We start from the raw sequence: 18,046 nt of genomic DNA, 5'->3' as shown, positions 1-18,046 counted from the left end.
TTTCGCCTGACCGCGCTTGCCCTTGCAGGAATGCTTTTCACCATGGCCCAGCCCGCCGCCGCCAAAAACTGGACGCTCGTCATCCACGGCGGCGCGGGCACCATCGACCGCGACCGCATCACCCCTGAACAGGACAAGGCAATCCGTACGGCGCTCGATGCCGCGCTGGCGGCGGGCGAAAAGGTGCTCGCCGGGGGTGGCGACGCGCTTGATGCGGTGCAGGCGGCGGTGGTGGTGCTGGAGGATGACCCCAATTTCAACGCCGGGCGCGGCGCGGTCTTCACTTATGAGGGCGTCAATGAACTCGACGCCGCCGTGATGCGGGGCGACACGCGCGCGGCAGGGGCGGTGACGGGCGTAACGGCAACAAAAAATCCGGTAAAGCTGGCGCGCGCGGTGATGGAAAAAAGCCCGCATGTGTTTTTGAGCCGCACCGGGGCCGACCAGTTCAGCCGCGAACAGGGGTTGGAACAGGCTGGTCCCGAATGGTTCGCCACCCCCGAACGCTGGCGGCAGCTGGAGGAGCTGAAGTCCAAGCAGTTCGGCTGGTATGACGTCGATCTTAAATATGGCACCGTCGGCGCGGTTGCAGTCGATCAGTCGGGCAGCGTCGCCGCCGCCACCTCGACCGGCGGGCTCACCGGCAAACGCTGGGGCCGCATTGGCGATTCGCCGCTGATTGGCGCTGGCACCTATGCCGACGATCGTGCCTGCGCGGTGTCGGCAACAGGCGCAGGCGAATTTTTCATTCGGGTTGGTGTGGCGGCAGAAATTTGCGCACGGGTGCGGCTCGGCGGCATGGGCCTGCAAGCCGCGGCCGACAGCGTGATGGCCGAGGTAAAGGCACTCGGCGGTTCGGGCGGCGTCATCGTCGTCGCACCCGACGGCACCCACGGCTTCAGTTTCAACACGCCGGGCATGTATCGCGGGCGCGCCAGCAGCAGCGGGCAGCGCGAGGTTGCGATTTACGGCGACGAAGGGCAGAACCCCCCGCAACAATAACAGGCGGGGAGCATTCAATGGCGAGTTTTGCGGCGCGGTTGACCGGGTTCATATTGCGCAGGACCGGCGTTTACCGCCGCATGTTCGCCGGGGGAGATGCCTTCGCCCGCACCCGCACCAAACTGACCGCCGACGGCATCGGCCCCACGCAGAAACAAGAAAGCGGCTTGGCGGTCCGCCATGACGAATTTCAGGGCCGCTGCGTGTGGACCATCGCCCCCGAACGCGGCGAGGTGACGGCGACCGTGCTGTTCTGGCACGGCGGCGGCTATGTCTATCCGCCCATGTCGGGGCATTGGGACTTTTTCGGGGTGATGGCGCGCCAATATGGCTGGCGCATTGTTGCCCCGCTTTATCCGCTTGCGCCCGAAAGCGAAGCGTTGGCCACAACGCGCTTTGCCACCGATTTCTACGCCGACTTCGTTGCGCGCGAAGGCGCGCCGACCCTGATGGGCGGCGATTCGGCGGGCGGCGGATTGGCTGCGGCAACGGCGTTGGCGCTACGCGATGCAAAGGCTCCGATGCCGTCGGGGCTGCTGCTCATCTGCCCCTGGCTCGACGCTGATCCGGCGCACGCCGACCAGCGCAGCATCGAGCCGCGCGACGCCATCCTAACCATCGCAGGTATCCGCGATGCGGGTGCGCTTTATGCCGGGTCGGCGGGGGTGCGCGATTGGCGCGCCAGCCCGATCAACGGCGACTGGAGCGGCCTGCCGCCGATCCTCGCCTTCGGCGGCGGCGACGACATCCTCGTCACCGACGCACGGCGGCTGAAGGAAAAATTGCCTTCGGTCGATTATGAGGAACAGGCGGGCCTGATCCACGACTGGCCGATGTTTACCTTCCCCGAATCAAAGGCCGCGCAAGCCCGCATGGCCGGGTTCGCCGCCAAAACAGGATTCAAACCATGATGCTGCGCTTGCTTGCTGCCACTGCCGCCATCGCGTTCGCCGCGCCGGTGCAGGCCGAAACCACCGTCATCCACGCGGGCAAGCTGCTCGATCAGCCGGGCAAGGCCCCGCGTGGTCCGGCGACGATTGTCGTCGATGATGGCAAAATTGTCAGTGTCAGCGACGGGCATCAGCCGGGACCAGCGGGCGCGCGGTTGATCGACCTTAAGGACAAATTTGTGCTCCCCGGTCTGATCGACAGCCATGTCCACCTCACCAGCGACGCGGGCGGGCTGGCGGGGCAGCTCGAAAGCGTCACCCTGTCGCCCGCGGCGCAGGCGTTCAATGCGCAGGCGAACGGGATGAAGACGCTGCGCGCGGGCTTCACCACCGTGCGCAATCTGGGCGATGGCGACGGCGCGGTCATCGCGCTGCGCGATGCGGTCAATGCGGGGAAAGCGATGGGGCCGCGCATCCTCGATGCCGGCTCGTCAATCTCCGGGACATCGGGGCACAGCGACGACGCGCTGGGTTTCCGTGACGAGCTGCGCCCGCTGTTTGCCGGCCAGGGCAATATCTGTGACGGCGCCGATGCCTGCCGCGCGGCGACGCGGCATCAGATCGGGCGCGGCGCCGATGTCATCAAAATGACCATCACCGGCGGCGTCAACAGCCGCATCGGCGCCGGGCTGGGCAGCCAGATGTTCGACGACGAAGCCGCCGCGGTGGTCGCCACGGCGCGCATGTTCGGGCGCAAGGTCGCGGTCCATTCGCACGGGGCTGATGGCACGCTGCAGGCGCTGAAACTGGGCGTGGATTCGATCGAACATGGCACGATGCTGACCGAAGAAGTCATCGCGCTGTGGGCCAAATCGAAAACCTATTATGTCCCGACGCTGTCGACCGTGAACGGCTATAAAGAACGGCTCGCCGCCAACCCCGACGCCTATGAACCCGATGTGCTCGCCAAGATTAAATGGCGCATCGACATCACGGGAAAAACGCTGCAGGTGCTTGTCCCGCGCGGCGTGAAGATCGCCTTCGGCACCGACGCGGGCGTTTCGAAACATGGCCGCAACGCCGATGAATTTGAACTGATGGTCGCCAATGGCATGACCCCGATGACCGCAATTCAGGCGGCCACCGTCAATGCCGCCGACCTGCTGGGCCTGTCCAAGGACATTGGCACGATCGAACCTGGCAAAAGCGCCGACATCATCGCGGTCAGCGGCGATCCGCTGAGCGATGTGAAGGTGCTGACGCAAATGGACTTTGTTATGGTGCGCGGGACGGTGGTCGACTAGACGCAGGCGATGGATTCACCGTCATCGGGTCTCCGGATTTGGACCTATCGCCGCAACTTCATGGCGGATGGTCTGGCGTGCACGCTTGTTTATCGCGCCGGCTTTAAGGGTATGACCAGCGTGCTGACCATCGCCGGGGTGGAGCATGGCTGGGATTTCACGCCGATGACCGGTCAGGAAGCGGTGCGCAACCACCGCATAACAGCGCGGTTGCCCAGCGGACGCATGCTGACGGTCGAGTCCGGCTACTATAATTGGTGGAACGTCGCGGTGGCGGCGCGGGTGGACGACCAACTTGTTTACGAAAGCCATCCGGGCACGCCAATCATCCTGCCAGAACGGGCGCGCCGAATGATCGCTGGGCAAGCGGCAGATGGTCAATCGGCCTATGACATGGAAAAGCTGCGTGCCAACCGGGTCCCCATCATGGTCGATATCGCATTGGGGCTGATGTTTTTTGTTGTCGGCAAATATGTCGGGCTGACCGAGGCCGCGCTGGGCGGCGCGGCAGCGGGAATCATCCTGCTGGTAATCCAGCGCATTACCCGCATCGATCTGCTAGGCGGCTTGGCGAGTTTCGGCATCATCATGCTGCTGTTGTCTGCCGCGTTCGCCTGGTTCTTTCAGGACGAGGAATGGGTCAAGCAACGCTCGACGATCATGGGCCTGATCGCGGCCTCCGCCTTTCTGACCGATGGTCTGCTCGGTGGCCGCTGGCTGGGTCAGGCTTTGTCGCGATATATGGCCTACCGCGATATCGTCCCGGCGCGGCTATCCTTGTCGATGGGCATGGTCGGTCTGGCCATGGCTGGTGCCAATTGGACTGTGGCGCGCACTACATCAACCGACGTCTGGCTGTTCTATACCACCTTTCTTGACGTGTTTGTCGCATTCCTGCTGGCACTGGTTGCCATTCAATGGTCACGGCAAAGCCCGGGCGGTGCCGCAGGAGCCAACCCCACCCCTTGACCCCCGCGCGAATCCCCGCTAACGGCCCCCACGTCCGGAAACAGCGGGTTCCCGCCATTTCCTGACACAACAGCGCTTGAACATTGTTGGCGCTTTACGAAGCCTCCGGGGTCCTTTGGACTATCCGGGGTCTTTTTGCTGTTTTTGGACCGCGCTTCGTAAGGGCTGGCACAGTAACCGTTCGCTCCGATGGGCGGACAATTTAAGGTGAAGCATTCATGCCCACGATCAACCAGCTGGTCCGCAAGGGCCGGGACCCGCAGAAGGCGAAGTCCAAAGTGCCCGCGATGGAAGCGAACCCGCAAAAGCGCGGCGTTTGCACCCGTGTCTATACCACGACCCCGAAAAAGCCCAACTCGGCGCTGCGCAAGGTGGCCAAGGTCCGCCTGACCAATGCGCGCGAAGTGATCACCTATATTCCTGGCGAAGGCCACAACCTGCAGGAACACAGCGTTGTGCTGATCCGCGGCGGGCGTGTGCGCGACTTGCCCGGCGTGCGCTATCATGTGCTGCGCGGCGTGCTCGACACGCAGGGCGTTAAGGATCGCAAGCAGTCGCGTTCGAAGTACGGCGCCAAGCGCCCGAAGTAATCGGCTTATTCGCAGTTGATCGTCCCTAGAGCGCCATGCGTCGGGACGCTGTTAGACAAAGGAATTACCCATGGCACGTCGTCGCCGTCCTGAACGCCGCGAAGTCCTTCCCGATCCCCGCTTCGGGGATGTGGTGCTGACCAAATTTATGAACTCCGTCATGCTCGACGGGAAAAAGTCGGTGGCCGAAAGCATCGTTTACGGTGCACTTGAAGCTGTCGAGGCCCGCGCCAAGAAGGAGCCGCTCGGCGTGTTCCACGATGCGCTGAATAACGTAAAGCCGAACATCGAAGTGCGCAGCCGCCGCGTCGGCGGGGCGACCTATCAGGTGCCGGTCGAAGTGCGCGACGTGCGCGCGCAGGCGCTCGCCATTCGCTGGCTGATCACCGCGGCGCGCAACCGCAGCGAGCCGACGATGGCCGGCCGTCTGTCGGGCGAACTACTCGACGCCTCGAACAACCGCGGCAACGCGGTGAAGAAGCGCGAAGACACCCACCGCATGGCCGAAGCCAACCGTGCCTTCAGCCATTACCGCTGGTAATTGTTTTTCCTCTCCCCGCGCTTGGGGAGAGGGGCATTTTTTCGACACCACCCGCCCGGTCGCCGGGCAATTGGAGTAACTATCATGGCCCGCAGCCATCCGCTTGAGCGTTACCGGAATATCGGCATCATGGCGCACATCGACGCCGGCAAAACGACGACGACCGAGCGCATCCTTTATTACACCGGCAAGTCCTACAAGATCGGTGAAGTCCACGACGGTGCGGCCACCATGGACTGGATGGAGCAGGAACAAGAGCGCGGGATCACGATCACCAGCGCGGCGACCACCTGTTTCTGGAATGACCACCGCATCAACATCATCGACACCCCCGGTCACGTCGACTTCACCATCGAAGTCGAACGCTCGCTGCGCGTGCTCGACGGCGCGGTTGCCTGTTTCGACGGCGTGGCCGGCGTGGAGCCGCAGTCGGAAACGGTGTGGCGCCAGGCCGACAAATATAAAGTGCCGCGGATGTGCTTCATCAACAAGCTCGACCGCACCGGCGCCAACTTCGAATATTGCGTCCAGTCGATCATCGACCGCTTGGGTGCGACCCCGGCGGTGCTCTATATCCCCATCGGCATCGAAGCCGACCTCAAGGGCCTCGTCGACCTCGTCGAAAACCGTGCGATCATCTGGAAGGATGAATCGCTCGGCGCCGAATTCTTCTATGAAGAAATCCCCGCCGACCTTGCCGACAAGGCTGCCGAATATCGCGAAAAGCTGATTGAGCTTGCCGTCGAGCAGGACGATGACGCGATGGAAGCCTATCTGGAAGGCAATCTGCCCGACACCGCGACGCTGAAGAAGCTGATCCGCAAGGGCACGCTGGCACAGGCCTTTGTGCCGGTGTGCTGCGGCTCGGCGTTCAAGAACAAGGGCGTGCAGCCTTTGCTCGACGCGGTGGTCGACTATCTGCCCTCGCCGCTCGACATCGAAGACGTGCAGGGCATCAACCCCGACACCGATCAGCCCGACAGCCGTCCCACCGACGACGCCGCGCCCTTCTCGGGCCTGGCATTCAAGATCATGAACGACCCGTTCGTGGGCAGCCTTACCTTCGTGCGCATCTATTCGGGTACGCTGACCAAGGGCAGCTATCTGAACTCGGTCAAGGACAAGAAGGAAAAGGTTGGCCGCATGCTGCTGATGCATGCCAACAGCCGCGAAGACATTGACGAGGCGCATGCGGGCGACATCGTTGCGCTGGCGGGTCTGAAGGAAACCACCACCGGGGACACGCTGTGCGCCGAACGCGCGCCGATCATCCTCGAGCGGATGGAATTCCCCGAACCTGTGATCGAGCTGTCGGTCGAACCCAAGACCAAGGCCGACCAGGAAAAGATGGGCGTTGCGCTCAACCGTCTGGCTGCCGAAGACCCTTCGTTCCGCGTTTCGACCGACCATGAATCGGGCCAGACGATCATCAAGGGCATGGGCGAATTGCACCTCGACATCCTTGTCGACCGCATGAAGCGCGAATTCAAGGTCGAGGCCAATGTCGGCGCGCCGCAGGTGGCCTATCGCGAATCGCTCGCCCGCGCGGTCGAGGTCGATTACACCCACAAGAAGCAGTCGGGCGGCTCGGGCCAGTTCGGTCGCGTCAAGGTGCAGGTGGCCCCAGGCGAGCGTGGTTCGGGCATCAGCTTCATCGACGAGATCAAGGGCGGCAACATTCCGCGCGAATATATCCCGGCGGTGGAAAAGGGTTTCCGCGAATCGGCCGAAAACGGTCACATGATCGGCTTCCCGATCATCGATTTCGAAATCAAGCTGGTGGACGGCGCCTATCACGACGTCGACTCCTCGGCGCTGGCGTTCGAAATTGCGGGCCGCGCGGCAATGCGCGAAGTCGCGGCCAAGGCCGGCATTAAGCTGCTCGAACCAGTGATGAAGGTCGAGGTCGTGACGCCCGAAGACTTCATGGGCGACGTCATCGGCGATTTGAACAGCCGCCGCGGGCAGATTCAGGGCACCGACAGCCGGGGGAACGCCCAGGTCGTCGAGGCGCTGGTCCCGCTCGCCAATATGTTCGGCTATGTGAACCAGCTGCGCTCCTTTACGCAGGGGCGCGCGCAGTACACGATGCAATTCTCGCACTATGAAGAAGTGCCGACGAACGTTGCCGAAGAAGTGAAAGCGAAGATGGCCTGACGCGCGCCGCCGGTTTTGGCGCGCACAGGGCTTGCTTCACCATAGAAAGCCGACTAAGGGCGGCGCCTTGTTTCAGCAGGCGCTCGTCCGTGTCTGAACATCAATCAATCCAAAGTTGAGGGTTTAACGAAAATGGCCAAGGCTAAATTTGAGCGGACGAAGCCGCACTGCAACATCGGCACCATCGGTCACGTCGACCATGGCAAGACCTCGCTGACCGCAGCGATCACCAAGGTGCTGGCCGAAAACGTCGCCGGCAACGCGGCCGTCGACTTCGCCAACATCGACAAGGCGCCCGAAGAGCGCGAGCGCGGCATCACCATTTCGACCGCACACGTCGAATATGAAACCAACGCGCGCCACTATGCGCACGTCGACTGCCCGGGCCACGCCGACTATGTGAAGAACATGATCACCGGTGCCGCCCAGATGGACGGCGCGATCCTGGTGGTGTCGGCCGCTGACGGCCCGATGCCGCAGACCAAGGAGCACATCCTGCTCGCCAAGCAGGTTGGCGTGCCGACCATGGTGGTCTTCCTGAACAAGGTCGACCAGCTGGACGATCCTGAACTGCTCGAACTGGTTGAGCTGGAAATCCGCGAAGAACTGTCGAAGCGCGATTTCGACGGCGACAATATTCCGATCATCCCGGGTTCGGCGCTGGCCGCACTCGAAGGCCGCGACGACGCCATCGGCAAGGACGCGATCCTGAAGCTGATGGACGCTGTCGACAGCTGGATCCCGCAGCCCGAGCGTCCGCTCGACAAGCCGTTCCTGATGCCGATCGAAGACGTGTTCTCGATCTCGGGTCGCGGCACCGTCGTTACCGGCCGTGTCGAAACCGGCATCGTCAAGGTGGGTGAAGAAGTCGAAATCGTCGGCATCAAGGACACCAAGAAGACCGTCGTTACCGGCGTCGAAATGTTCCGCAAGCTGCTCGACCAGGGCCAGGCTGGCGATAACATCGGTGCGCTGATCCGCGGCGTCGGCCGTGAAGAAGTGGAGCGTGGTCAGGTGCTGTGCAAGCCCGGCTCGATCAAGCCGCACACCGAATTCACCTCGGAAGTTTATGTGCTGTCGAAGGATGAAGGCGGCCGTCACACGCCGTTCTTCGCCAACTATCGTCCGCAGTTCTACTTCCGCACCACCGACGTGACCGGCGAAGTCGTTCTGCCCGAAGGCACGGAAATGGTGATGCCGGGCGACAACGTCCAGCTGAGCGTGAAGCTGATTGCCCCGATTGCCATGGACCAGGGTCTGCGCTTCGCTATCCGCGAAGGTGGCCGCACCGTTGGTGCAGGGGTTGTCGCGGACATCACGAAGTAATATAGGGCCGCGAGCCGCGCGATTCGCCTGATTCGGCAAAATCGCGCGGCCCGTAGCTTTTGGGATTTTGAATGGCCTCACCGGCCTCCCTCATTGGGGGTCGGCGCGGGCCATTTCGGCTCTTTCGCATCGTCAGACGGGATTCGACTGGAATAGTCATGGAAACGCAGAATATTCGCATCCGCCTCAAGGCTTTTGACCACCGCGTGCTGGATCAGGCCACTGGCGACATCGCCGACACGGCCCGCCGCACCGGCGCGCTTATTCGCGGTCCCATCCCGCTGCCGACGCGCATTGAAAAATTCACCGTGAACCGCGGCCCGCATATCGACAAAAAGTCGCGCGAGCAGTTTGAGGTGCGCACCCACAAGCGGCTGCTCGATATCGTGCAGCCCACGCCGCAGACGGTCGACGCGCTGATGAAGCTCGATCTGGCCGCCGGTGTAAATGTTGAGATCAAGTTGGCGTAAGCCAACACAGCTCCCGCGAAAGCGGGGGCCTCTATCGGTCAGGCAATAGCCTGACGCCACGATAGGGTGGATACCGCCGGTGCCTCTTGTGAGAGGATTTTCACCGGGCTGCGTCCCCCGTCTTGTCCCTCCGCTGGTGGAGAGGACATTCAGCCCGGACGGGGCGCAGCTAAAATATCGGGTTGGCAAGCCGCGCGGGATGGTCCCGCCCGGCCTCTGTTGAGGAGTTTGATCATGCGTACTGGCGTGATCGCGCGAAAGATGGGGATGACCCGGCTGTTCCAGGAAGACGGCCGCCATGTTCCCGTGACCGTCCTGAGCCTCGAAGGCTGTCAGGTCGTGTCCGTGCGCGAAAAAGATCGCGATGGCTATGTCGCCGTCCAGCTTGGCGCAGGCAGCGCCAAAGCGAAGAATGTTGCCAAGCCGCAGCGCGGCCAGTTCGGCAAGGCCGAAGTGGAGCCCAAGGCGAAGCTTGTCGAATTCCGCGTCGCTGACGATGCCGTGCTCGAAGTGGGCGCCGAAATTTCGGCCGACCATTTCGTCGCTGGCCAGATCGTCGATGTCTCGGGCGTAACGCAGGGCAAGGGCTTTGCCGGTGCGATGAAGCGCTGGGGTTTCGGCGGTATGCGCGCCACCCACGGCGTGTCCATCTCGCACCGTGCGCATGGTTCGACCGGTAACCGCCAGGATCCGGGCCGCGTCTTCAAGAACAAGAAGATGGCCGGTCATATGGGCGCGCGCAACCGCACCCAGCAGAATCTGGAAATCGTGCGCACCGACGCCGAGCGCGGGCTGCTGTTCGTCAAGGGCTCAGTCCCGGGCTCGAAGGGCGGCTGGCTGATGGTCAATGATGCGGTCAAGCTGCCGCGTCACCCCGAAGCGCCCTATCCCGCCGCGATCAAGAGCGCGGCCAACGCCAACAATCACGACGCGCCTGCCGCGACGCCTGCGGAAGACACCGCAGCCGCCGAAGTGGCAGCCGACGGCGCGCAGGAGTCCTGATCATGAAGGTCAAGGTTCAAACCCTTGAAGGCAAAGCCGGCAGCGATGTCGAGCTGAACGATGCCGTGTTCGGTGTCGAGCCGCGCGCCGACATTTTGCACCGCGTCGTCACGTGGCAGCTGGAAAAGCGGCGCGGCCCGGCCCGCGCCGCGCGCGAGCGCAGCGACGTTGCGCGCACCGGCAAGAAGTTCGGTCGCCAGAAGGGCGGCGGTACGGCGCGTCACGGCGATCGCCGCGCCCCGGTGTTCATCGGTGGTGGTAAGGCGCATGGTCCGCGTGCCCGCACCTTTGGCCACAGCCTCAACAAGAAGATCCGCACGCTGGGCCTGAAAATGGCGCTGTCGGACAAGGCGCTGGGCGGCAAGCTGGTCGTGCTCGACACACTGGCGCTCAAGGACGCCAAGACCAAGGCGCTCGCTGGCCAGCTCGACAAGCTGGGCTTTGGCCGGGCGCTGTTCATCGACGGTGACGCCGTGGAAACCAGCTTTGCGCTGGCCTCCGCCAACCTGATCGGGGTCGACGCGCTGCCCGCCATCGGTGCCAATGTTTACGACATCCTGCGTGCCGACACGCTGGTGCTGACCCGCGCTGCGGTCGAAAAGCTGGAGGCACGTTGCAATGGCTAAGGCAAAAACCATCGATGCGCGTCATTACGACGTCATCCTCGCCCCGGTGATCACCGAAAAATCGACGCTGCTCAGCGAAAATAATGCGGTGGTCTTCAAGGTGGCGGACGATGCGACCAAGCCCGCCATCAAGGCGGCGGTCGAAGCGTTGTTCGATGTCAAGGTCACCAAGGTCAACACCATGGTTACCAAGGGCAAGACCAAGCGCTGGAAGGGCAAACCCTATACCCGCAGCGACGTCAAAAAGGCGATTGTGACGCTGGCCGAAGGCCAGTCGATCGACGTCACCACGGGCGTTTGAGCGAGGAAACGGAAAAATGGCACTCAAATCCTATAATCCGACCAGCCCCGCCCAGCGCGGCCTGATTCTGGTCGACCGGTCGAAGCTGTGGAAGGGCAAGCCCGTCAAGGCGCTGACCGAAGGCAAGTCGAAGACCGGCGGCCGCAACAATATGGGCCATGTCACCTCGCGCGGCATCGGCGGCGGACACAAGCAGCGCTATCGCATTGTCGATTTCAAGCGCCGCAAGTGGGACATGCCGGCCACGGTCGAGCGGATGGAATATGACCCCAACCGCACCGCCTTCATCGCGCTGCTGCGCTACGAAGACGGCACCCAGACCTATATCCTCGCGCCGCAGCGCTTGGCCGTTGGCGATACCGTCGTCGCGGGCAAGAAGACCGACGTAAAGCCGGGCAATGCGATGGAACTGGCGCAAATGCCGGTGGGGACAATCGTCCACAACATCGAGATGAAGCCTGGCAAGGGCGGTCAGATCGCACGTGCTGCTGGCACCTATGCACAGGTTGTCGGCCGTGACCGCGGCCTCGTCATCGTCCGCCTCAACTCGGGCGAACAGCGCTATATCCGCGGCGAATGCATGGGCTCGGTGGGTGCGGTGTCGAACCCTGACAACGCCAACCAGACGCTCGCCAAGGCCGGCCGCAATCGCTGGGCAGGCAAAAAGCCGCTGACGCGCGGCGTTGCCAAGAACCCGGTCGACCACCCGCATGGCGGTGGTGAAGGCCGCACCTCGGGCGGCCGCCACCCGGTCACCCCGTGGGGCAAGCCGACCAAGGGTGCCCGCACCCGCAACAACAAGCGCACCGATGGCATGATCATCCGGTCGCGCCATGCGAAGAAGAAGAGGTAAGTCATGGCACGCTCCGTCTGGAAGGGTCCGTTTGTCGACCTGCACCTGCTGAAAAAGGCCGAAGCCGCAGGCGAAGGCAGCACCGCGCCGATCAAGACCTGGTCGCGCCGCTCCACCATCCTGCCGCAGTTCGTTGGGCTCACCTTCAACGTCTACAACGGCCGCAAATTCGTGCCGGTGTCGGTCAACGAAGACATGGTCGGCATGAAGCTGGGCGAATTTGCGCCGACGCGCTTCTTCCCCGGCCACGCTGCTGACAAGAAGGGCAAACGCTGATGTCCAAGCCTAAAGCTCCCCGCCGCGTGGCGGAAAACGAGGCGCTGTCGGTTGGCACGCAGATTCGCGGTTCGGCGCAAAAGCTGAACCTCGTTGCGGCGCTGATCCGCGGCCGCAAGGTCGAAGATGCGATGAACGTGCTCGCTTTCTCGAAGAAGGCGATGGCGGTTGACGTGCGCAAGGTGCTTGCCAGCGCCGTTGCCAACGCGGAAAACAATCACAACCTCGACGTCGATGCGCTCGTCGTCAAGGAAGCGAGCGTCGGCAAGTCGATCTCGATGAAGCGCTGGCACGCGCGTGGCCGCGGCAAATCGACGCGCATCATCAAGCCGTTCAGCCGCATCCGCATCGTCGTTCAAGAACAAGCAGAAGAGGCGTAAGATGGGCCAGAAGAGCAATCCGATCGGCCTGCGCCTGCAGGTCAACCGCACCTGGGACAGCCGCTGGTTCGCCGAAGGCGGCGACTATGGCCGCATGCTGATCGAGGATCTGAAGATCCGCCAGTATATCTTCAAGGAGCTGCCGCAGGCCGCGATCTCGAAGGTGGTGATCGAACGTCCCGCAAAGCTGTGCCGCGTGTCGGTCTATGCCGCACGTCCGGGCGTGATTATCGGCAAAAAGGGTGCCGACATCGAAAAGCTGAAGAAGGCGCTGGGCGCTTTCACCGGCAGCGAAGTGTCGCTCAACATCGTCGAAATCCGCAAGCCCGAAGTTGACGCCAAGCTTGTCGGCCAGGGCATTGCTGACCAGCTCGAGCGCCGCGTGGCCTTCCGCCGTGCGATGAAGCGCGCGGTGCAGTCGGCTATGCGCCTCGGCGCCGAAGGCATTCGCATCAACTGTGCAGGTCGTCTCGGCGGCGCGGAAATCGCGCGGACCGAATGGTATCGCGAAGGCCGCGTGCCGCTGCATACGCTGCGTGCCAACGTCGACTATGCCGAAGCCGAAGCCCACACTGCCTATGGCGTGTGCGGGATCAAGGTCTGGATCTTCAAGGGCGAAATCCTGGGCCATGACCCGATGGCGACCGACCGCCTGATGCTCGACGCGCAGACCACGGGCGTGCGCCCGGCGCGCGAAGACCGCCGGTAAGGACAGCTGACATGTTGCAACCGAAAAAAACCAAGTTCCGCAAGGCGTTCAAGGGCCGCATCCACGGCAACGCCAAGGGCGGTACCGACCTCAACTTCGGCTCCTACGGGCTGAAGGCGATGGAACCCGAGCGCATCACCGCGCGCCAGATCGAAGCGGCGCGCCGCGCGATCAGCCGCGCCATCAAGCGCCAGGGCCGTTTGTGGATCCGCGTGTTCCCCGACCTGCCGGTATCGTCGAAGCCTGCCGAAGTCCGTATGGGTAAGGGCAAGGGTTCGCCCGAATTCTGGGCCGCGCGGGTTAAGCCGGGCCGCATCCTGTTCGAACTCGACGGTGTGCCGGGTCCGGTCGCTGCGCTGGCATTCGAACGCGCTGCAATGAAGCTGCCGATCAAGACGAAGGTCGTTGCCCGCCTCGGCGACACCTCGCATCTGGAGGGTTAAGGGCCATGGCTATGGAAAAAACCACCGACCTGCGCACCAAGACCGACGACCAGCTGGCGGAATCATTGGGCGAGCTGAAGCGCGAGGCGTTCAACCTGCGGTTTCAGGCTGCCACCGGCCAGATGGAAAAAGCGTCGCGGGTAAAAGAAGTCCGCCGCTCGATCGCGCGTATCAAGACCGTCCAGACCGAGCGCGCGCGCTCGGCGGCGAAGTAAGGAGCACCCAGATGCCAAAGCGCATTCTGACCGGCACCGTGGTGTCCGACAAAGGCGACAAGACCGTCGTCGTGAAAGTGGAGCGCAAGGTTAAGCACCCGCTCTATGGCAAAATTATTCGCCAGTCGAAGAAATATCATGCCCATGACGAGGCCAATGAATTCAAGGCCGGCGAGACCGTCCGCATCGAAGAGACGCGGCCGATTTCAAAGCTGAAGACGTGGCGCGTGCTCGACAAGGTCGATACCCGCGCGACGCCGCAAGCCGCCGCCCCCGCTGCCGAAGGCTGATTGCCCCAGGCGTTGATTTTGCTGGAACCGCCGGGATGGCCCGGTAGGCCGAAAAGGAAGGAAATGCATCGATGATCCAGATGCAGTCACAGCTGGAGGTCGCCGACAACAGCGGCGCCAAGCGCGTCCAGTGCATCAAGGTGCTGGGCGGCTCCAAGCGCCGCACCGCGGGTGTCGGCGACATCATCGTCGTGTCGGTGAAGGAAGCCCAGCCGCGCACCAAGGTGAAGAAGGGCGACGTCCACCGCGCCGTCATCGTTCGCACGCGCAAGGATGTGCGCCGCGCCGACGGCAGCGTGATCCGCTTCGACGGCAATGCCGCCGTGCTGATCAACAAGAATGAAGAGCCCATCGGCACGCGTATCTTTGGCCCCGTCGTGCGCGAACTGCGCGGCCGCGGGTTTATGAAGATCATCAGCCTGGCGCCGGAGGTGCTGTAATCATGGGCATGGCCAAAATCAAAAAGGGCGACACCGTCGTCATCCTGTCCGGCAAGGACAAGGGCAAGACCGGCGAAGTGACGAAGAGCCTGCCGAAGGACGGCAAGGTTATCGTCGCTGGCGTCAACATCATCACGCGGCACAAAAAGCCGACCCAGACCAACCCGCAGGGCGGGCTTGAGCGGAGCGAAGCGCCGCTTGCTGCCAGCAAGGTTGCGATTGCCGACCCCAAGACCGGCAAACCGACGCGCGTGCGCTTCGAGGTCAAGGACGGCAAGAAGGTCCGCGTCGCCGTCAAGAGCGGGGAGACCCTGTAATGGCTGACAAATATACCCCGCGCATGAAGTCGCTCTATGATGACAAGATCATCAAGGCGATGACCGAGAAATTCGGTTACAAAAATGCAATGGAAGTGCCGAAGATCGAAAAGATCACGCTCAACATGGGCGTGGGCGACGCGGTCCAGGACAAGAAGAAGGTCGAAACGGCCGCTGCCGAAATGGAACTGATTGCCGGGCAAAAGCCGGTAATCACCAAGGCGAAGAAGTCGATTGCCGGCTTCAAGCTGCGCGAAGGCATGCCGATCGGTTGCAAGGTGACGCTGCGCCGCGAGCGGATGTACGAATTCCTCGACCGGCTGATCACCATTGCGATGCCGCGCATCCGCGACTTTCGCGGCGTGTCGGCGAAGAGCTTTGACGGTCGTGGCAACTATGCCCTCGGCCTCAAGGAACAGATCATCTTCCCCGAAATCAACTATGACCGCATCGACCAGGTGCGCGGCATGGATGTGATCGTGACCACCACCGCGCGGACGGATGACGAAGCCCGCGAACTGCTCCGGCTGTTCGGCTTCCCCTTCCCGATCGAAGCCCAGGAGAAGGAAGCAGCCTGATCCCTAGACGGATCATGCTGGTTCCTCTGACCGACAAGGAAAGAGAACTTAAGTCATGGCGAAACTGAGTTCGGTAAACAAGAATGAGCGTCGCAAGAAGCTGGTGAAGAAATATGCCGGCCGCTATGCGAAGCTGAAGGCGATGGCAAAGGACACCTCGCTCGACGAGGGCGAGCGGATGATCGCGCGCCTGAAGATGGCGGAAATTCCGCGCAACGGTAACCCGACCCGCATCCGCAACCGCTGCGAGCTGACCGGGCGTCCGCGCGCTTACTATCGCAAATTCCGGCTGTGCCGCGTGCAGCTTCGCGATCTGGCCAACAAGGGCCTGATCCCGGGCGTCGTGAAGTCGAGCTGGTAAGGAAGACGCAAGATGGCAATGACCGATCCTCTGGGTGATATGCTCACCCGCATCCGCAACGGCCAGCGCGCGAAGAAGGACAGCGTCCTGACGCCCGCCTCGACGCTGCGCGTCCGCGTGCTCGACGTGCTCCAGCGCGAAGGCTATATCCGCGGCTACAGCGAAGAAGCGCTGGGTGCCAAGGGCCAGCACAAGGGCCTGCGCATCGAGCTGAAATATTTCGAAGGCCAGCCGGCGATCCAGCATGTCGCCCGCGTGTCCAAGCCGGGCCGCCGCGTCTATTCGGGTTCGAAAGAACTGCCGATCGTGCGCAACGGCCTCGGCATCACCATCGTCTCGACGCCGCGCGGCGTGCTTTCGGATGCCGAAGCGCGCGAACTCAACGTCGGCGGCGAAGTGTTGGCGGAGGTATTCTGATCATGTCGCGTATTGGCAAGAAACCCGTGGCATTGCCGGGCGGTGTCTCGGCCTCGATCGAAGCGGGCACGCTGTCGGTTAAGGGGCCGAAGGGCACGCTGTCGCTGCCGCTGTTCGATGACATCAGCTACGAAGTCCGCGAAGGCGAGATTTCGGTCCAGCCCGCCAATGCCACGAAGCGCGCTCGCGCGTTCTGGGGCATGCAGCGCACGCTGGTCCAGAACCTCGTCACCGGCGTGACCGACGGCTTCACCAAGGTGCTGGAAATCACCGGCGTTGGCTACCGTGCCAACGCGCAGGGCCGCACGTTGAAGCTGCAGCTCGGCTACAGCCACGATGTCGATTACGCGATCCCCGAAGGGATCGAGATCAAGACCCCGGACAACACCACGGTCGAAATCAGCGGCATCGACCGGCAAAAGGTCGGCCAGGTCGCGGCGGAAATCCGCCGTTGGCGCAAGCCCGAACCCTATAAGGGCAAGGGCATCAAATATCGCGGCGAGTTCATCTTCCGCAAAGAAGGCAAGAAGAAGTAAGCCATGGCACATCTTACCCCCTTTCAAAAACGCCGCCAGCGGGTGCGCACTGCCCTGCGCCAGCGCGCTGCCGGTCGTCCGCGCCTGTCGGTGCACCGTTCGGGCCGCCACATTTATGCGCAGGTCATCGACGATGCTGCCGGGACGACGCTCGCCGCCGCCTCGACGCTCGACAAGGACGTGCGCGGCGTGGCTGGCGCGACCTCGGCTGCTGCTGCCGAAGTGGGCAAGCGCATTGCCGCCGCTGCCAAGAAGGCGGGCGTGACGCAGGTCGTGTTCGACCGTGGCGGCTTCCTGTTCCATGGCCGCATCAAGGCGCTGGCCGATGCCGCGCGCGAAGGCGGATTGGAGTTTTAAGACATGGCTGATGAAGTAATGAACGCCGAAGTCCCCGCCACCGAAGACGCTGGCGCGCCGCGCCGCGGCCGCGGCGGTCGTGGTGGCCGCGATGGCGGCGGCAACCGTGGTCGCCGCGACGAACGGCGTCCTCCGCGCGATGGCGAAGAAGGCGGCGAAGAGCTGATTGAAAAGCTCGTCCACATCAACCGCGTGTCGAAAACGGTGAAGGGCGGTAAGCGCTTCGGCTTCGCCGCGCTCGTGGTGGTCGGCGACGGCAAGGGCCGCGTTGGCTTCGGCCATGGCAAGGCGCGCGAAGTGCCCGAGGCCATCTCGAAAGCGACCGCCGCTGCCAAAAAGGCAATGATCCGCGTGCCGCTGAAGGATGGCCGGACGCTGCACCATGACGGCCGCGGCCATTTCGGCGCGGGCAATGTTACGGTGCGTTCGGCTCCCGCCGGGACCGGCATCATCGCAGGTGGCCCGATGCGTGCGGTGTTCGAATCGCTGGGCGTTGCCGATGTGGTGACCAAATCGGTCGGCACCTCGAACCCCTATAACATGGTGCGCGCGACCTTTGAGGCGCTGGGCGAACAGACCAGCCCCAAATCGGTGGCGCAGCGCCGCGGCAAGAAGGTTTCGGACCTGCTGAAGCGCGGTGGCGCCTCGGCCAAGGTTGCTGACGCCGAAGCCGCCGCTGTGACGGAGTAAGCAAGC

The 18,046-nt window shown here is 63.1% G+C and carries 27 protein-coding genes; all 27 read left to right on the top strand.

Annotated elements, in window-relative coordinates:
- The first annotated feature begins 42 nt into the window (after positions 1-42).
- The 27 genes from AC2TC0_RS02335 to rpsE all read left to right on the top strand — a co-directional run bounded on the left by AC2TC0_RS02335 (position 43) and on the right by rpsE (position 18,040).
- Complete coding sequence (locus tag AC2TC0_RS02335) at positions 43-1,002, top strand: isoaspartyl peptidase/L-asparaginase family protein (RefSeq protein ID WP_484716459.1); 960 nt, start codon at positions 43-45, stop codon at positions 1,000-1,002.
- A gap of 17 nt (positions 1,003-1,019) precedes the next feature.
- Positions 1,020-1,913, top strand: coding sequence for an alpha/beta hydrolase fold domain-containing protein (locus tag AC2TC0_RS02330; protein WP_484715878.1), 894 nt, complete (start codon positions 1,020-1,022; stop codon positions 1,911-1,913).
- Positions 1,910-3,196 (top strand): amidohydrolase family protein, encoded by a 1,287-nt coding sequence (locus tag AC2TC0_RS02325; protein ID WP_484715877.1) that lies wholly within the window; start codon positions 1,910-1,912, stop codon positions 3,194-3,196. Before AC2TC0_RS02330 ends, AC2TC0_RS02325 begins: the two co-directional genes overlap by 4 nt.
- Before the next feature lie 9 nt (positions 3,197-3,205).
- On the top strand, positions 3,206-4,165 hold the full coding sequence (locus AC2TC0_RS02320; protein ID WP_484715876.1) for a septation protein IspZ: 960 nt from the start codon (positions 3,206-3,208) through the stop codon (positions 4,163-4,165).
- 218 nt (positions 4,166-4,383) lie between these two features.
- Positions 4,384-4,755 carry a 30S ribosomal protein S12 gene (gene rpsL, locus AC2TC0_RS02315; RefSeq protein WP_484715875.1) on the top strand — a complete coding sequence of 124 codons (372 nt, stop codon included), beginning with the start codon at positions 4,384-4,386 and terminating at the stop codon, positions 4,753-4,755.
- Positions 4,756-4,825: 70 nt separating this feature from the next.
- Positions 4,826-5,296: a 30S ribosomal protein S7 gene (rpsG, locus tag AC2TC0_RS02310; protein WP_484715874.1), complete on the top strand. Its 471-nt coding sequence runs from the start codon at positions 4,826-4,828 to the stop codon at positions 5,294-5,296.
- Positions 5,297-5,380: 84 nt separating this feature from the next.
- Positions 5,381-7,453 (top strand): elongation factor G, encoded by a 2,073-nt coding sequence (gene fusA / locus AC2TC0_RS02305; RefSeq protein ID WP_484715873.1) that lies wholly within the window; start codon positions 5,381-5,383, stop codon positions 7,451-7,453.
- A 132-nt stretch (positions 7,454-7,585) separates the two neighbouring features.
- Entirely contained in the window at positions 7,586-8,779 is a 1,194-nt protein-coding gene (gene tuf, locus AC2TC0_RS02300) for an elongation factor Tu (protein ID WP_484715872.1), read from the top strand.
- A 158-nt stretch (positions 8,780-8,937) separates the two neighbouring features.
- Entirely contained in the window at positions 8,938-9,249 is a 312-nt protein-coding gene (gene rpsJ, locus AC2TC0_RS02295) for a 30S ribosomal protein S10 (protein WP_484715871.1), read from the top strand.
- Between the two features lie 234 nt (positions 9,250-9,483).
- Complete coding sequence (gene rplC, locus AC2TC0_RS02290) at positions 9,484-10,251, top strand: 50S ribosomal protein L3 (RefSeq protein ID WP_484715870.1); 768 nt, start codon at positions 9,484-9,486, stop codon at positions 10,249-10,251.
- A gap of 2 nt (positions 10,252-10,253) precedes the next feature.
- A complete protein-coding gene (rplD, locus tag AC2TC0_RS02285) occupies positions 10,254-10,877 on the top strand; it encodes a 50S ribosomal protein L4 (RefSeq protein ID WP_484715869.1) in 624 nt (207 codons plus the stop codon).
- Positions 10,870-11,178: a 50S ribosomal protein L23 gene (locus AC2TC0_RS02280; RefSeq protein WP_484715868.1), complete on the top strand. Its 309-nt coding sequence runs from the start codon at positions 10,870-10,872 to the stop codon at positions 11,176-11,178. Before rplD ends, AC2TC0_RS02280 begins: the two co-directional genes overlap by 8 nt.
- A 16-nt stretch (positions 11,179-11,194) precedes the next feature.
- A complete protein-coding gene (rplB, locus tag AC2TC0_RS02275; protein ID WP_484715867.1) occupies positions 11,195-12,031 on the top strand; it encodes a 50S ribosomal protein L2 in 837 nt (278 codons plus the stop codon).
- A 3-nt stretch (positions 12,032-12,034) separates the two neighbouring features.
- Positions 12,035-12,307 (top strand): 30S ribosomal protein S19, encoded by a 273-nt coding sequence (gene rpsS, locus AC2TC0_RS02270; RefSeq protein ID WP_484715866.1) that lies wholly within the window; start codon positions 12,035-12,037, stop codon positions 12,305-12,307.
- Positions 12,307-12,687, top strand: coding sequence for a 50S ribosomal protein L22 (gene rplV / locus AC2TC0_RS02265; RefSeq protein ID WP_484715865.1), 381 nt, complete (start codon positions 12,307-12,309; stop codon positions 12,685-12,687). Before rpsS ends, rplV begins: the two co-directional genes overlap by 1 nt.
- Position 12,688: 1 nt before the next feature.
- Positions 12,689-13,396 (top strand): 30S ribosomal protein S3, encoded by a 708-nt coding sequence (gene rpsC, locus AC2TC0_RS02260; RefSeq protein WP_484715864.1) that lies wholly within the window; start codon positions 12,689-12,691, stop codon positions 13,394-13,396.
- A gap of 11 nt (positions 13,397-13,407) precedes the next feature.
- Positions 13,408-13,839 (top strand): 50S ribosomal protein L16, encoded by a 432-nt coding sequence (gene rplP / locus AC2TC0_RS02255; RefSeq protein ID WP_484715863.1) that lies wholly within the window; start codon positions 13,408-13,410, stop codon positions 13,837-13,839.
- Positions 13,840-13,850: 11 nt separating this feature from the next.
- Complete coding sequence (gene rpmC / locus AC2TC0_RS02250) at positions 13,851-14,054, top strand: 50S ribosomal protein L29 (RefSeq protein ID WP_484716458.1); 204 nt, start codon at positions 13,851-13,853, stop codon at positions 14,052-14,054.
- Between the two features lie 11 nt (positions 14,055-14,065).
- A complete protein-coding gene (gene rpsQ / locus AC2TC0_RS02245) occupies positions 14,066-14,344 on the top strand; it encodes a 30S ribosomal protein S17 (protein ID WP_484715862.1) in 279 nt (92 codons plus the stop codon).
- Between the two features lie 71 nt (positions 14,345-14,415).
- Positions 14,416-14,784 (top strand): 50S ribosomal protein L14, encoded by a 369-nt coding sequence (gene rplN, locus AC2TC0_RS02240; protein ID WP_484715861.1) that lies wholly within the window; start codon positions 14,416-14,418, stop codon positions 14,782-14,784.
- Positions 14,785-14,786: 2 nt separating this feature from the next.
- Positions 14,787-15,101, top strand: a complete 315-nt coding sequence (gene rplX / locus AC2TC0_RS02235; RefSeq protein ID WP_484715860.1) for a 50S ribosomal protein L24 — start codon at positions 14,787-14,789, stop codon at positions 15,099-15,101.
- On the top strand, positions 15,101-15,679 hold the full coding sequence (rplE, locus tag AC2TC0_RS02230; protein WP_484715859.1) for a 50S ribosomal protein L5: 579 nt from the start codon (positions 15,101-15,103) through the stop codon (positions 15,677-15,679). Before rplX ends, rplE begins: the two co-directional genes overlap by 1 nt.
- Positions 15,680-15,734: 55 nt before the next feature.
- Positions 15,735-16,040 carry a 30S ribosomal protein S14 gene (rpsN, locus tag AC2TC0_RS02225; RefSeq protein WP_484715858.1) on the top strand — a complete coding sequence of 102 codons (306 nt, stop codon included), beginning with the start codon at positions 15,735-15,737 and terminating at the stop codon, positions 16,038-16,040.
- A gap of 12 nt (positions 16,041-16,052) precedes the next feature.
- Positions 16,053-16,457, top strand: a complete 405-nt coding sequence (gene rpsH / locus AC2TC0_RS02220) for a 30S ribosomal protein S8 (protein ID WP_484715857.1) — start codon at positions 16,053-16,055, stop codon at positions 16,455-16,457.
- A 2-nt stretch (positions 16,458-16,459) separates the two neighbouring features.
- On the top strand, positions 16,460-16,993 hold the full coding sequence (gene rplF, locus AC2TC0_RS02215; RefSeq protein ID WP_484715856.1) for a 50S ribosomal protein L6: 534 nt from the start codon (positions 16,460-16,462) through the stop codon (positions 16,991-16,993).
- Between the two features lie 3 nt (positions 16,994-16,996).
- Positions 16,997-17,350 (top strand): 50S ribosomal protein L18, encoded by a 354-nt coding sequence (rplR, locus tag AC2TC0_RS02210; RefSeq protein ID WP_484715855.1) that lies wholly within the window; start codon positions 16,997-16,999, stop codon positions 17,348-17,350.
- Positions 17,351-17,353: 3 nt separating this feature from the next.
- Positions 17,354-18,040, top strand: coding sequence for a 30S ribosomal protein S5 (rpsE, locus tag AC2TC0_RS02205; protein WP_484715854.1), 687 nt, complete (start codon positions 17,354-17,356; stop codon positions 18,038-18,040).
- Positions 18,041-18,046 lie beyond the last annotated feature (6 nt).

Source organism: Sphingopyxis sp. sgz302558 (assembly GCF_057220455.1).
Note: the sequence above shows the minus strand (reverse complement) of the source record. Positions and strands in the feature narration are given on the sequence as shown.